The sequence below is a fragment of the Candidatus Roseilinea sp. NK_OTU-006 genome, from assembly GCF_012931985.1.
In the GTDB taxonomy this organism is placed as follows: Bacteria; Chloroflexota; Anaerolineae; order J036; family Brachytrichaceae; genus JAAFGM01.
Genome location: NZ_JAAFGM010000001.1, coordinates 114,992 through 129,490, shown reverse-complemented (window position 1 = coordinate 129,490; position 14,499 = coordinate 114,992). Strand labels below are relative to the sequence as shown.

Sequence of the window (14,499 nt, the reverse complement as noted above, 5' to 3'; positions counted from 1 at the left end):
ACGCCCCCTCATCGCGATGATCCCTCACGGGCGGACGCAGTCGCTGCGCCCGCCCGAACTCACGAATTGGGTATCATTTGCGCCTTGAATGGACGCGAACCACCTGATCCGCATGCGCGAGCGCCGGCGCCGGGCGCGTCGCGACGGACCGATGCAACGCACGCTGCAGATCGCTGCGACCGCCCTCATCGCACTTCTGATGATCGCCATCGCCATCCCCGCGACGGTCGTGCTGGCGGCCAGCGCGGTCTATGCGGCATACACCCGCGACCTGCCCGACCCAACACAGATTAAAAAGGTCGAGGAGGACTTCCAGACCACGAAGCTTTATGATCGCCAGGGGCGGCTGCTCTACGAGATCATTGACCCGACCGGCGGCGACCGACAGTGGACCGAGCTAAACGCTATTTCCCCCTACCTGCTGTGCGCCACAGTCGCCATCGAGGACAAGACATTTTACGACAACCAGGGATTCGACCTGCGCGGCATCGCGCGCGCATTCGTCGCCAACCTGCAGGGCGGCGCGACACAGGGCGGATCGGGCATCACACAGCAGCTCGTCAAGTCGGTGATTCTGCCGCCGGAGGAACGCGCCGGCCCGGGACGCACTACAGCCGTCAAGATTAAAGAAGTGCTCCTGGCCACCGAAATTACCCGGCGCTATTCCAAGAACGACATCCTGGAGTGGTATCTCAACACCAACTTCTACGGCAACCTCGCCTACGGCATCGAAGCGGCCTCGCGCGTGTACTTCAACAAGCATGCGAAGGACTTGACGCTGGCTGAGGCTGCGATGCTGGCGCCCATTCCCCAGTTCCCCAAGCAAAACCCTTTCGACAACCCGAATGAAGCCAAGTTTCGACAAGCGCTGGTGCTGGACTTGATGGTGGAACGCAGCCAGATGGGCGTGCCGGGCTGCAACGTCACGCAGCAGGAGGCCGCGGAGGCCAAGCTGCAACCGCTGCGATACGCCAACCGAACGCAGCGCTTCAACATCCAGGCGCCCCACTTCTCGGTTTACGCCAAAGACAAGGCGATTGAGCTGCTCGGCGATCATCTGGGCATCGGCACGGAAGCGGCGCGCCAGCTCGTCGAACGCGGCGGTCTGACGATTTACACCACGCTCGATCTCGACGTGGACAACCAGGTGCGCGCGTTGGCGAACCGGCATGTGGCGACGCTGCAAGCGCAAGGCCGGAATGTGAACAACGCCGCTGTCGTCGTGATCCGGCACGACACGGGCGAAATCCTGTCCATGGTCGGCAGTCTGGATTACTTCAACGACGCGATAGACGGCAAGTTCAACGTCGCCACCGCTCTGCGCCAACCCGGTTCAGCCTTTAAGCCGATCACCTATCTCGAACTGCTGCGGCAAGGCGCCTCACCGGCTACGTTGTTCTGGGATGTGCGCACGGCGTTCGACGTTGGCGGCGCCGAACCCTACATTCCCGAGAACTATGACCGCAAGTTCCACGGGCCGGTGCTGATGCGCCAAGCCTTGGCGCGCTCCTACAACATCCCTGCGGTGGACGCGCTCAACCGCGCCGGCATTGGCAACGTGATTCGGCTTGCGCATCGTCTCGGCATCACCGACCTCGACCGCGGCTTAAGTTTCTATGGCCTGGCGCTCACGCTGGGCGGCGGCGAAGTCAAACTGCTGGACATGACCTACGCCTACGCGACCATCGCCAACGGCGGCTCAATGATCGGCGCGCCGCGTCCGGCTTCGCAGAAGAAGTTCGGATACCGTGACCTCGATCCCGTCGCCATCTTGCGCGTCGAGGACAGCAAAGGTCGAACGCTCTACGAATACCGCCCGTCCGTTCACCCGAACCTGTTGGGGCCAGACAGCAAGCAACTGACCTATCTGCTCACGAGCATCATGTCGGATCCGCAAGCGCGCGCCGCCGCGTTCGGCTATCCTTCAGTGCTCGACTTGTCCGGGCCTCGTCCGGCTGCCGTGAAGACCGGCACCACCAACAACTACCGCGACAACTGGACGGTGGGCTTCACCACAGATTTCACCGTCGGCGTTTGGGTGGGCAACACCGATAACAGCCCAATGAGCCGGGGCGTGACCGGCCTGACCGGCGCCGCACCCATTTGGCACGACGTGATGGAATACCTGCACGTGGGTCGAGAGATCCGCAATTTCCCGCGCCCAGACGGGCTGATCGCGCAGCCGGTCTGCCAGATCGATGGCTTGGCGCCCAACGGCGTTTGCCCAACCATCACGGAGCTGTTCATCCCCGGCACCGAACCGAAAGAGCAAAGCACGATGGTGCAGCTCTTCCCGATTAACATCGAGACCGGCAAGCTGGCTTTGCCGGGCACCCCCCCGGAGCTGGTGGAGGCGCGCCCGATGTATATCTTCCCACCGCAGGCGCAGGATTGGTATGCCTCGCTGAGCGATGAGGAGAAAGCCCAAATCCCGCAAGCGCCGACCGACTTCGACACGCGCTTCGGTGGGCTGGTCACTGCCGGTGACGTCGCAATTAGCTACCCAGCCCACAACGGCTACATCAGCGCCGTGCTGCCGCCAACGGTTGATCCAAATGCGCCGGCAGATCCCAATAATCCCCCACCCCCTCCTTCGCCCTCGGGCATCGTGCCGATCCGCGGCAACGCGCGCGGCGGCAACTGGATGTCGTACCGCGTCTCATTCGCGCCGGGCTGGTCGCCTGCGCCGGAGCAGTGGATCCAGATCGGGCCCGATCATGCAGAACAGGTGAGCGACGGCGTGCTGGAGAACTGGGACATTACCGCATTGCCAGCCGGGCCATACTCCCTCAAAGTCGCACGCTTCGAGAGCAATGGCAACGTTGTAGAAGCAGTGACGCAGGTGACGATTGATAACACGCCGCCCCAAATCACGCTCGTGCAGCCACGCCCCAACGAGTCCTTCAACAGCGAAGAGGACGAGTGGGTCACCGTTACCGCTGACGTGCAGGACGATTACTCGATTAGAAAAGTCGAGTTCTTCGTCAACGGCGAGCCATTTGCGACGCGAACCGTCGCGCCGTTTACCGCCAAATGGACCATTCGCGATGGCGGGCTTTTCGAGTTCTACACCGTTGCCTACGACGCTGCCGGCAACCGAGCCGAGAGCACGCGCGTGAGCGTGAATGTGAGCGTCCGGCGCTGACCAGCATCACCTGAAACTCTCCTATGTATCCGAAAATCCCGAACACCCCGCGCGTGTGGTACCGCTGGGCACGCCGCCCGGTTAAGGGTCTGCTTCAGCTCACACGCTACAAGGAATACGTTTTGTTCGTCACGGTCACGACGCTGCTGGGCGCCAAGCTGGGCGGCGGCACGTTCGACCTGCGTTTACTCATCGTCCTCGCCGCGAATATCTTGGTGGTGGGCTTCGCCTTCATGTACAACGACGTGGAGGACGCCCCGGACGACGCGCTGGACGCAAAGAAGGCACAACGCAACCCGATCAGTGCCGGGATGATCTCGCCGCGCATCGGCAGGGTGGCTTGCCTCGTCGTCAGCACGCTCGTGCTTGGCCTGTATGCCATGCTGGGCGGGATGACTTTCATGCTCGGCGCACTCTGTCTGACATTGGCATTTCTGTATTCCTGGCGCGTGGCGCGCTTGAAGGCGGTGCCCGTGGCCGACCTGCTCTCTCACGGCCTGTCGCTGGCCGGACTGCAGTTCCTGTGCGCTTACTTCGCTTTTGACCAGGGCAAGCCCTATAGCTGGCTGTTCTTCCTCTTCGTCACGCTGATCTCAGTCTACGGCGAGTTGAACAACGAGCTGCGCGACATCGAGGTGGACCGCAAGGCGGGCATCCGCCACACGGCTGACCTGATCGGCGTGCGCCGGACAAAGGCGCTGATGGTGGCTTCGCTGGTATGCGCTCTGGCGCTGCTGGTCGTCTTTCTGGCGATGGAGATGATTCCGCGCTGGCTGCCGATCGTGCCGCTCATCGTGGCGCCCATGTTGTTTGCCGAGCAACTGTGGCACCTGCTCCGCCGCGAAGCCGACATCATGGACAACCGCGAGGCGATGCATGATCCAGCCATGCTCGTCGGATTAGTCACCTGCGTCGTTTGGTTCGTGGCCGACAAGATGCCGTATGTGCGATTTTTCTAGCGGCCCCAGAAGCGCTACAGGCCGACCCACACCGACTTGACGTTGGTATATAGCTCCAAGGCTTCGTGCCCCATCTCGCGGCCAAAGCCGCTTTGCTTGTAACCGCCGAACGGCGAAGCCGGATCGAACTGGCTATAGCAATTCACCCAGACCGTGCCTGCGCGCAGCAACGCGGCCAGCTTGTGCGCTCTGCTCACGTCGCGCGTCCACACGCCGGCGGCCAGGCCATACGGCGTATGGTTCGCCCGCGCAGCCACCTCTTCGATCGAATCGAAGGGCGTCGCTGCAAGAACCGGCCCGAAGATTTCCTCGCGCATGAGGATCATGTCGTCATGCACATCTTCAAACAGGGTCGGGGCAAGGAAGTAGCCACCTTCGGGCGCATTCGGCGGGCGCGCCCCTCCCGCTCGCAGGCGCGCGCCCTGTTCCAGGCCGGCGGCCACATAACTTTGCACACGGTCAAACTGCTCGCGCGATACGAGCGGCCCCATCTCGATGCCAGGCGTCATCCCCGGCCCGACTTTGATCGCTGCGGCGCGCTCGGCCAGCCTCGCCATCACCTCATCATAGACCCGACGTTGCACAAACAGGCGGGAGCCGGCGTTGCAACTTTGGCCGGCGTTACTGAAAATGCCGTAAGCGGCGCCGATCACTGCTTTAGACAAATCGGCATCGTCGAAGATGATGTGCGGGCTTTTGCCGCCCAGCTCCAACGACAAACGCTTCAGGTTGCCCGCCGCGGCGCGCATGATGATTTTGCCCACCTCGGTGCTGCCGGTAAAGGCGATCTTGTCCACACCGGGATGCGCGGTGAGCGCCGCGCCAGCCGTCTCGCCAAAGCCGTTGATGAGCTGCACGACGCCATCGGGGAAGCCCGCTGCTTGCACCAGCTCGCACAGGCGCACTGCCGTCAACGGCGTCTGCTCAGCCGGCTTGAGGATGACGCAGTTGCCGGCTGCCAGCGCCGGCGCCAGCTTCCACGCAATCATGCTCAGGGGGAAGTTCCATGGGATGATCGCGCCGACTACGCCGACCGGCTCGCGCAGTGTGTAATTGAGCCGATCGGGGATAGAGACCGGTTTGACATCCCCCTCGATCTTGGTCGGCCAGCCGGCATAGTAGCGGAACATGCGCGCGCTCGCGGCCACTTCCCCCTCGCTGGCCGTGAGCGGCTTGCCGTTTTCCAGCGTGATGAGCTGGGCGAGCATCTCACGGTTGGCCTCGATCAGGTCGGCCAACCGATGCATCAGGCGCTCGCGGTCGTGCGGCGTCATGCGTCGCCAAGGGTGATGGGCGTTGTCGAAGACCGCACGCGCGGCGGCCACAGCGCGATTCACGTCCTCGGCATCGCCTTCGCACACACTGGCGAAGGTGATGCCTGTGGCCGGATCATCTTTGTCGAATGTCCGGCCCGCCGCTGCTGCAACCCACCCGCCGGCGATCAGTAAACGCTTGGGCTGATTGTGCAGGAAAGCGCGCGTGTCAGGATGAAGCCGTTCGTCGTAGGGCAATGCGCAAACCATCGCCGGCACTCTCCCGTCATCACCAACAGCGCTCAAACACCGGCTGGCTGCAAAAAGCCGGTCTCCTGGCCGACGCGCGCGAAGACTTCGAGCACAGTTTCGATCTGCGCGTCGGTATGCGTGGCCATGTAACTGGTGCGGAGCAGACTCTTAGACGGCGGCACGGCCGGTGGTAACACCGGGTTGGTATACACGCCCTGATCGTAGAGCGCTTTCCACATGAAGACGGTGTGCATTTCGTTCTTGATGAACACCGGCACGATCGGCGTCACGCTTTGGCCACAGTCGTAGCCCAGGTTGCGCAGGCCGTCACGCGCCTTGGCCGATTGCACATGCACCCGTTCCACATAGCTCGGGTCTTCCTCGATAACATCCAGACAGGCCAGCACGGTTGCGACATTCGCCGGCGGCATGGAAGCGCTGAAGATGAGCGAGCGGGCGTGATGTTGGATGTAGTCAATCACGTCGCGGTCGCCGGCCACGACGCCGCCCAGCGAGGCAAAGGATTTGCTGAACGTGCCCATGATCACATCCACTTCGTCTACACAATCGAAGTGGAAGTGAGTGCCGCGTCCCCCCTCGCCCATCACGCCCAATCCATGCGCATCATCCACGAACAGGCGCGCGCCGTAGCGCTTCGCCAGGGGGATGATTTCGGGCAACGGCGCGAGATCGCCACCCATCGAGTACACGCCGTCCACCACGATCAGCTTGGGCGCATCGCCACACTCCTCCAGCACGCGCGCCAGGTCCTCGAGGTCGTTGTGCTTGAATCGTTTGAACTGGCAGCCGGCCATCTTGATCGCATCCATCAAAGAGGCGTGGATTTCGCGGTCGCCTATGACGATGTCTTTCTTATCCATGAGCGCAGTGATCGCGCCCAGGTTAGCTTGGTAACCCGTGCCGAAGATCAGCGCCGCCTCCTTGCCCAGAAACTTTGCCAACCGGCGCTCCAGCTCCTTGTGCAGCTCGAGGGTGCCGTTGAGGAAGCGACTGCCGGTACAGGATGTGCCGTAACGCTCGATCGCCTCCATCGCCGCCCGACGCACTCTGGGGTGAGTGGTCAGACCGAGATAATTGTTCGAGCCGATCATAATCAGCCGATGATCGCCGATGCACACTTCGGTGCCTTCGGTCTCCGATAGCGGTTTAAAGTAAGGATAGATGCCTTGTTCACGCCCCATGCGAGCGGCGGCAAGCACAGGATCTTTTGAAATCTTGTCAAACAAATCAGCCATTGAAATTCAACCCTTGTGATCAGAATGTGATGTTTACGCTGACAAGCCCACCGGCGCCCGCAGCCGTATCCAGCCTATTTTGTCTCACGGGCCGACGCCGGAAAGCGGCTCCGGCTCTCGCGTCAGGTTTGACATTGACGATACGTCTGCAAAGCGCCGAACCGACGCGATTATACGTTTGCGCACAACAGCCACATGCGGTTTACGCGTATCTTTGCTCGCTGAGTAACCCATCGGCGCGCCCACAAACGCGCTGCGGCAAACAGCCCCTCCTATTTGAGGAGGGGCTGTTGTGCACGCGATCAAGAGTGTGAAGGTCACTCCTCCCCAGCGCTCACCTCAGCCTTGTGATTGGCAATAATCGCCTGGGCGATGTTGGGGGGAACGGGCGCGTAGTGATCGAACTTCATCTCGTAGTAGCCGCGACCTTGAGTGAGGCTGCGCAGATCGGTGGAGTAGCGCTGCATCTCGGCCAGCGGTGCATCGGCGGTGATCACGGTCTTGTTGCCGCGCTGGTCCATGCCGATGATTTGGGCGCGCTTGGTCTTCAGGCTGCTCATGACGTCGCCGGCGCTGGCCTCGGGCACGACGATGGTGAAGCGATAGATCGGCTCCAGCAGCACCGGGCCGGCCTGCGCGAACGCCTCACGGAATACGTGACGCGCGGCAATCTCGAACGCGATGGGCTTCGAGTCCACCGGATGCTCCTTGCCATCCAGCACGATGCACTTGACATCGCTCACCGGATAGCCAGCGACGACGCCGGATTCCATCACCTGCTTGATGCCCTTCTCGATGCTGGCCTGGAACGAGCTGCTGATCGCCCCGCCGAACACGCGCCACTCAAACTCATAGCCGGCGCCCGGCGCGCTCGGCTCGACGGCCATCTCGATCTCGGCAAACTGGCCGGCGCCGCCGGTTTGCTTCTTGTGGCGATAGCGCGACCGCCCTTGCTTCGTGATCGTCTCGCGATAACTCACTTTGGGGATCGTCGTCTCGACATCCACGCCGAACTTGCTGTGCAAGCGATGGACCGCCACATCAATGTGTGCTTGTCCCATGCCCAGCAGCAGGGTCTCCTTCGTGCTCGGGTCGCTCAGGTGACGCAGGCTGGGGTCTTCTTCACACAGGCGCGCGAGCGCGGCGCTAATCTTCGCGGCATCGCTCTTGGTCTTGGGGTGCAAGGCGACGGCAAATAGGGGATTGGGGAACTCGATGGGCGGGAGCTGAACGCAGTGCGCGCGATCACACAGCGTATCGCCTGTCTGCGCGCTGTTCAGCTTGGTCACGGTGCCGATGTCGCCCACGTGCAACAGCGGGACGGGAATCTGCTCCTTGCCGCGCTGGATGAACAACGTGGCGATGCGCTCCTCCTCGTTCGTTCGCGTATTGACCAGGCGCGTATCTCCACCGCGGACCGGCCCTTCGACCACGCGGAAGTAGCTCACCTTACCCACGAATGGATCGGCGGTGGTCTTGAAGATGTAGAGCACATGGCCGTGCTGGCCGTCATCAGGATCGGCGCCCATATCGAATGGCATTGGCGCGTAGCTCACCAGCGAATAGAGCATGGCGTGGATGCCAATGCCCAGGGCAGGCGCTGCGCAGAACACCGGGACGAACGTGCGTTTGCGAATGGCGCTGCGCAAGCCGCGAATGAACTCTTCGTCGGTCAGCGCACCGACCTCGAACCACTTTTCGATCAAGTCATCCTCGCCTTCGGCCGCTGCTTCCATGAGGCGTTCGCGCGCCTTCTCCACCCCTGCAACCATCTCGGCGGGGATGTCGGCGACTTCGCCCTTGGCACCCCTCAGATACCTGCGCGTCACCAGGTCAATCACGCCGGCGAACTGCTGCTGGCTGCCGACCGGCAACATCAGCGGCACGATGTCCTGGTGGAAAGCATCGTGCAGTTGCGCCAACACCGCATCGAAATTGGCATTCTCGCGATCCATTCGGCTGACGAGCACCGCGCGCGGGATCTGTGCGTCGTCCACCGCCTGCATGGCCAGCTCGGTGCCCACCTCCACGCCGGACACCGAATCTACGAAGATCAAGCCGAGATCCGCCACGCGCACGGCACTCTTCACCTCGCCGTAGAAATCGGCGTATCCCGGCGCGTCCAGCAAATTGATCTTGTGGTCCTTCCACTCGATCGGGATGACGCTCAGGCTGATAGACTGCTTGCGGCGCTTCTCTTCTTCGTCGTAGTCTGAGACGGTCGTGCCGTCCTCGACTTTGCCCATGCGCGTTGTGCCGCCGCTGGCAAACAACATCGCTTCTGCGAACGTCGTCTTGCCGCTCGAGCTGTGTCCTAACAAGGCGACGTTGCGCAGCCTCTCAGTTCCGTATTCCTTCATGACAAAACGAGCCTCCCGACTGCATCGGTGTATTTAGAGAATTTTAACGATAGCGCTCGGCTTCTCGCAAGCACACGCGCGCGCAGCGTTGTGCGTGAGACAGATGCGGGCCAGCCCGTCAGCGAACCCACGAGAGCGAAGCAGGCGGTTCTTCATGCAGCCCACCCAACCTTTCCAGAGCGGCCCGACCATGCGACGACAAATTCCATCGCGCGCCCAGTTATGAAATCCTCGACCTTGCAGTGACTCCCTGCGTGCTCTTGCCCGTTATTCCTGCCATCCGGTTCATGAGCAGCAGTTTGAATCTCACACAAAGACCAGTCAACCGGCCAGGCGTAGCTTAACCGGGCGCATAGTGCCTCACGCCACGTCTTTCGTTAGTCTCAACATAGACGGCGGTTCACCCGCACACATCGGACGAAGGCGCCACGAGGCCAAGGATGGATCTGACGACGACTTATCTAGGATTGAAGCTGGCGCACCCGGTCGTGCCGTCGGCCTCGCCGCTCTCGCGCAATCTGGATAGCATCCGCCGGCTGGAAGATGCGGGCGCGCCGGCGATCGTCATGCACTCGCTCTTTGAGGAGCAAATCGAGAACGAAAGCCAGGTGATGCATCACTTTCTGGAGTATGGCGGGGAGAGCTTCGCCGAAGTGTCGCGCTATTTCCCTGACTGGCGCTACTACAACATCGGTTCCGAGGAGTATCTCAAGCTCATCCAGTCGGCCAAAACCGCAACGGATATTCCAATCATCGGCAGCCTGAACGGCATATCCACGGGCGGCTGGATCGAATATGCGCGCAAGATCGAACAGGCCGGCGCAGACGCGCTTGAGCTAAACATTTATTACATTCCCACCGACCCTCACGTCACCAGTTGGCACGTCGAGGAGCGCTACCTGGACATCCTGCACGCCGTGCGCCAAACGGTGAGGATTCCGATCGCGCTAAAAATTGGCCCGTTCTTCAGCGCGCCCGCCAACATAGCGCTGCATTTCGCCAACGCCGGCGCCCACGCGCTGGTGCTATTCAATCGCTTCTACCAGCCCGACTTCGACCTCGACCGGCTGGAGGTGACGCCGCATCTGGTGCTGAGCGACAGCGACGAGCTACGCCTGCCGCTGCGCTGGGTGGCCATCCTCTACGGCCGTGTGCCGATCGAATTGGCGATCAGCACCGGCGTCCACACCCACATTGACGTGCTGAAGGGGCTGATGGCCGGCGCGCGCGTCACGATGATGACCTCGGAACTGCTCCAGCATGGCATTCAGCGCATCGGCGAGATCATCCGAGATTTGCGACAGTGGATGGAAGCGCACGAGTATGAGTCGGTAGCGCAGATGCAGGGCAGCATGAGTCAGAAATCGGTCGCGAACCCGGCAGCGTTCGAGCGCGCCAACTATATGAAGGTGCTCGACGCCTGGCGGCCCGATCCTTCCGCCGTGTTGCCAAAGTCGAGGCCGCTCGCCTCGCTGCCGTTGCGCTTTGGAAGCGAACGACCCAACGAATGATTCGAGCCTCATGACCCGCACACCGACCACACCCGGACTACTGACCGGCAACGACGCCGTAACAGCGACATCAACTGACCGGCTGGTCAGTGACAAGCGCTACAAGATCATCGAAGCGACGATGCGCCGCTACGGTTACCAAGGCCACGGGCTGATCGAGGCGCTACACAGCGCACAGGAGGCCTTCGGCTATTTGGACGATTTCACGCTCAAACACATCGCCCGCACGCTGCATTTGCCGCCCAGCAAGGTATTCGGCGTGGCGACCTTCTACAACCTCTTTACGCTCAAGCCGCAAGGCGCGCACACCTGCGTGGTATGCCTGGGAACGGCGTGCTACATCAAAGGGGCGCGCGAGGTGCTGGCGGCGATCGAAGACGAATACGACGTGAAGGCCGGCGGCACGACGCGCGACAACCAGCTCTCGCTGCTCACGGCGCGCTGCTTCGGCTCGTGCGCGTTGGCGCCGGTGATCACCTTCGACGGCGAGACGATCGGCAAGGTCGCACCCACAGCAGCCGCCCAGCAGATCGCGCAACGACTCGCCGCAGTGCAGCAAGCTCGGTGAACACGCCTTGACGAAACAGGAAGGATCGATGCGATGAACCTGGAAGAGCTTAACGCGACAGCGACGAGCGAGCGCCTAGCACGCACGAAGAAGCGCCACCACTTGTATGTGTGCGTGGGCACGGCCTGCCAAGCACTCAACAGCGAGCAGATCGCCAAGGCGCTGCAGGCCGAGTTGAAACAGCGCGGCCAGGCCGCCGATGCCGAGGTCAAGTGCGTCGGCTGTCCTGGCCTGTGCTCGCTCGGCCCGCTGGTCGAGATCGAGTCGCAGGTCAACGGCCAGGCGGCGGCCGCCGAGGCAAAGGACGATCGGCGCAGGTCAATCCTGTATCAATTCGTCAAGCCGGAGGATGCCGGCGAGATCGTCGCCCACTTGGATGGCGAGCCGGTCAAACGGCTGGAGACGCCGCTGGATCAGCCGTTCTTCACCCGCCAGACCAAGATTGTGCTAGAGCATTGCGGCAAGATAGACCCAGAGCGCATTGAGGATTACATCGCTGTCGGAGGATATCAAGCGCTATTGAAGGTGCTGACCGAGATGACGCCGCAGCAGGTGATTGACGAGATCACCCGCAGCGGTCTGCGCGGGCGCGGCGGCGCCGGCTTTCCGACCGGCCTGAAGTGGGGCACCGTGGCCAAGTCCGACCCGAACGCGTATCCGACCCATGTGCCGGAGGGCATTCAGTCGCGCAAGTTTGTGATCTGCAACGGCGACGAGGGCGATCCAGGCGCATTCATGGATCGCAGCGTGATGGAGGGCGATCCGCATCGCATCTTGGAGGGCATGGCCATCGCGGCCTACGCCGTGGGCGCGAACCAGGGCTTCATCTACGTGCGCGCCGAGTATCCACTGGCCGTGAAGCGGCTGCGCACAGCGATCCGCCAAGCGCAGCGCGCCGGCTTGCTCGGCAGCGGCATCGGCGGCACGGCATTCAGCTTCAACGTGGACATCCGCCTGGGCGCCGGCGCGTTTGTGTGCGGCGAGGAAACGGCGCTCATAGCCTCGATCGAGGGTGGGCGCGGCGTACCGCGCCCACGACCGCCCTTCCCGGCCGAGTCCGGCCTGTGGGGCTGTCCAACGCTCATCAACAACGTCGAGACGCTGGCCAACGTGCCGCCCATCATCATGAAAGGCGCGGATTGGTTCGCCGGCATCGGCACAGAGAAGAGCAAGGGCACCAAGGTCTTCGCGCTCACCGGCCAGGTGAAGAACACCGGCTTGATCGAGGTGCCGATGGGCATCTCGCTGCGCGAGATCGTGTTCGACATCGGCGGCGGCATCTCCGGCGGTCGGCAATTCAAAGCCGTGCAAACCGGCGGTCCATCGGGCGGGTGCATTCCGGCGCAATTCCTGGACATGCCGGTGGACTACGAGTCACTGGCAAAGGTCGGCTCGATCATGGGCAGCGGCGGCATGATCGTGATGGACGACTCGACCGACATGGTGGAGGTCGCGCGCTTCTTCATGGAGTTCTGCATGGATGAATCATGCGGCAAGTGCATCCCCTGCCGCGCCGGCACCGTCCAGATGCACCGCATCCTCACCCGGATTCAAGAGGGCCGGGCCACCCGGCGCGATCTCCACATCTTGGAGGAGTTGTGCGACATGGTGAAACACACCAGCCTGTGCGGCTTGGGACAGAGCGCGCCCAATCCGGTCATCAGCACGCTGCGCTACTTCCGCGAGGAATACGAGCGGAAGGTGAACGGGGAGCAGAAGCCAGAGGTCAGAATCCAGAAGCCAGAATCCAGAAGCCAGAATCCAGAAGCCAGAAGCCAGAGGCCAGCAATCAGTAGTTAGAGTTGGAGGTGGGGAGTTGGGAGTCGGGAGGTTCATCGCTCACGGCTCAACGCTCACAGCTAAATCATGCCAAGAACACTTACGATCAACGGTCAGGAAATCAGCGCCCGCAACGACCAGACCATCCTCGAGGCCGCGCGCGATGCGCACATCCACATCCCGGTGTTGTGCCACTTGGACGGACTAACCGACGTGGGCGCATGCCGGATGTGTTTGGTGGAGGTAGCCGGCTCGAACAAGCTCCTGCCCGCGTGCACTACGCGCGTGCAAGAGGGCATGGAGGTGCGCACCGACACCCAACGGCTGCGCGCCTATCGCCGGCAGATCATCGAGTTGCTGTTTGCCGAGCGCAACCACGTCTGCGCAGTGTGTGTGGCCAACGGCCACTGCGAGCTACAAAACCTGGGCATCGAGGTAGGCATGGACCACGTGCGCTACGACTACATCTTTCCCAAGCTAGGCGTGGACCTGTCGCACGAGCGCTTTGGCATGGATCACAACCGTTGCATTTTGTGCACGCGCTGCGTGCGCGCGTGCGACCAACTGGAGGGCGCGCACACGATTGACGTCATGGGCCGCGGCGCCAAGTCGCTCATCATCCGCGACATGAACGTGCCCTGGGGCGAATCCACCACATGCACCAGTTGTGGCAAGTGCGTGATGGCCTGCCCAACCGGCGCCCTGTTCAAACAAGGCTCCACCGTCGCCGAGATGGTGCATGACGCCGAAAAGCTGGCCTTCTTGAAGGCCGCGCGCGAGCGGAAGGTGTGGAATGTGTGAGTAGTAAGTGTTGCTCGCCGCTCGCGGCCGCAAGCGGCGAGAAGAACGAGAAGAAGATGGGCAAACTCAGATTCGCAACGGTATGGATGGGCGGCTGCTCCGGCTGCCACATGTCGTTCCTCGACCTGGACGAGTGGTTGTTCGACTTGGCCGAGGCGGTGGAGGTGGTGTATAGCCCGGTGGCCGATGTCAAGACCTTCCCGGAGAATGTAGATGTGACGCTGGTCGAGGGCGCGATTGCCAACCAAGACCATCTCGAACTGATTCACGCCATTCGCAAGCACAGCCGGCTGGTGGTATCGTTCGGCGACTGCGCGGTGACCGGCAACGTGACCGCCATGCGCAACCCGCTCGGCGGCGCCGAGGTCGTGCTCGACCGTGCCTATCAGGACGCGCAACTGCTGCACCCCCAAGTCCCGCACGACGACGGCATCGTGCCGCCGCTGATAGATCAGGTTTTGCCGGTGCACGCCGTCATCCCGGTGGACTTGTACATCCCCGGCTGCCCGCCGCCGGCTAAACGCATCCGTGCAGTGCTGCAAGCCCTCATCGAGGGGAAGCCGCCCGAGATGATCGGCCGCGAGATGTTGAAATTCGGTTGAACGATTCGTCGGG

Annotated in this window: 10 protein-coding genes; 7 read left to right on the top strand and 3 right to left on the bottom strand. The window is 62.2% G+C overall.

The window, feature by feature from the left end:
- Positions 1-88: 88 nt before the first annotated feature.
- Together GXH28_RS00555 and GXH28_RS00550 are read left to right on the top strand one after the other, a co-directional pair.
- Complete coding sequence (locus tag GXH28_RS00555; protein WP_169237051.1) at positions 89-3,145, top strand: penicillin-binding protein; 3,057 nt, start codon at positions 89-91, stop codon at positions 3,143-3,145.
- Positions 3,146-3,168: 23 nt separating this feature from the next.
- Entirely contained in the window at positions 3,169-4,104 is a 936-nt protein-coding gene (locus GXH28_RS00550) for a UbiA prenyltransferase family protein (protein WP_169237050.1), read from the top strand.
- Positions 4,105-4,118: 14 nt separating this feature from the next.
- On the opposite strand, the gene GXH28_RS00545 is transcribed toward GXH28_RS00550, so the two are convergent.
- From GXH28_RS00545 to fusA, 3 genes are all read right to left on the bottom strand, one after another.
- Positions 4,119-5,627 (bottom strand): aldehyde dehydrogenase family protein, encoded by a 1,509-nt coding sequence (locus GXH28_RS00545; protein ID WP_169237049.1) that lies wholly within the window; start codon positions 5,625-5,627, stop codon positions 4,119-4,121.
- Between the two features lie 32 nt (positions 5,628-5,659).
- Positions 5,660-6,865, bottom strand: coding sequence for an aminotransferase class I/II-fold pyridoxal phosphate-dependent enzyme (locus tag GXH28_RS00540; RefSeq protein WP_169237048.1), 1,206 nt, complete (start codon positions 6,863-6,865; stop codon positions 5,660-5,662).
- 317 nt (positions 6,866-7,182) lie between these two features.
- A complete protein-coding gene (gene fusA, locus GXH28_RS00535) occupies positions 7,183-9,225 on the bottom strand; it encodes an elongation factor G (protein WP_169237047.1) in 2,043 nt (680 codons plus the stop codon).
- Positions 9,226-9,665: 440 nt separating this feature from the next.
- Here fusA and GXH28_RS00530 point away from each other — a divergent pair, with 440 nt between their 5' ends.
- The 5 genes from GXH28_RS00530 to GXH28_RS00510 all read left to right on the top strand — a co-directional run bounded on the left by GXH28_RS00530 (position 9,666) and on the right by GXH28_RS00510 (position 14,486).
- Positions 9,666-10,736: a dihydroorotate dehydrogenase-like protein gene (locus tag GXH28_RS00530; protein ID WP_169237046.1), complete on the top strand. Its 1,071-nt coding sequence runs from the start codon at positions 9,666-9,668 to the stop codon at positions 10,734-10,736.
- A gap of 10 nt (positions 10,737-10,746) precedes the next feature.
- A complete protein-coding gene (gene hoxE, locus GXH28_RS00525) occupies positions 10,747-11,304 on the top strand; it encodes a bidirectional hydrogenase complex protein HoxE (protein ID WP_169237045.1) in 558 nt (185 codons plus the stop codon).
- Between the two features lie 33 nt (positions 11,305-11,337).
- Complete coding sequence (gene nuoF / locus GXH28_RS00520; RefSeq protein WP_169237044.1) at positions 11,338-13,104, top strand: NADH-quinone oxidoreductase subunit NuoF; 1,767 nt, start codon at positions 11,338-11,340, stop codon at positions 13,102-13,104.
- A 63-nt stretch (positions 13,105-13,167) separates the two neighbouring features.
- Positions 13,168-13,884 (top strand): bidirectional hydrogenase complex protein HoxU, encoded by a 717-nt coding sequence (hoxU, locus tag GXH28_RS00515; RefSeq protein ID WP_169237220.1) that lies wholly within the window; start codon positions 13,168-13,170, stop codon positions 13,882-13,884.
- A 56-nt stretch (positions 13,885-13,940) separates the two neighbouring features.
- Entirely contained in the window at positions 13,941-14,486 is a 546-nt protein-coding gene (locus GXH28_RS00510; protein WP_169237043.1) for an oxidoreductase, read from the top strand.
- Positions 14,487-14,499: the final 13 nt, after the last annotated feature.

Bases quoted from the DNA above. Each gene is read 5' to 3' on its own strand.
- GXH28_RS00510 (WP_169237043.1), top strand. From the start codon at position 13,941: ATGGGCAAACTCAGATTCGCAACGGTATGGATGGGCGGCTGCTCCGGC.
- hoxE (WP_169237045.1), top strand. From the start codon at position 10,747: ATGACCCGCACACCGACCACACCCGGACTACTGACCGGCAACGACGCC.
- fusA (WP_169237047.1), bottom strand. From the start codon at position 9,225: ATGAAGGAATACGGAACTGAGAGGCTGCGCAACGTCGCCTTGTTAGGA.
- GXH28_RS00550 (WP_169237050.1), top strand. From the start codon at position 3,169: ATGTATCCGAAAATCCCGAACACCCCGCGCGTGTGGTACCGCTGGGCA.
- nuoF (WP_169237044.1), top strand. From the start codon at position 11,338: ATGAACCTGGAAGAGCTTAACGCGACAGCGACGAGCGAGCGCCTAGCA.
- GXH28_RS00530 (WP_169237046.1), top strand. From the start codon at position 9,666: ATGGATCTGACGACGACTTATCTAGGATTGAAGCTGGCGCACCCGGTC.
- GXH28_RS00540 (WP_169237048.1), bottom strand. From the start codon at position 6,865: ATGGCTGATTTGTTTGACAAGATTTCAAAAGATCCTGTGCTTGCCGCC.
- GXH28_RS00555 (WP_169237051.1), top strand. From the start codon at position 89: ATGGACGCGAACCACCTGATCCGCATGCGCGAGCGCCGGCGCCGGGCG.
- GXH28_RS00545 (WP_169237049.1), bottom strand. From the start codon at position 5,627: ATGGTTTGCGCATTGCCCTACGACGAACGGCTTCATCCTGACACGCGC.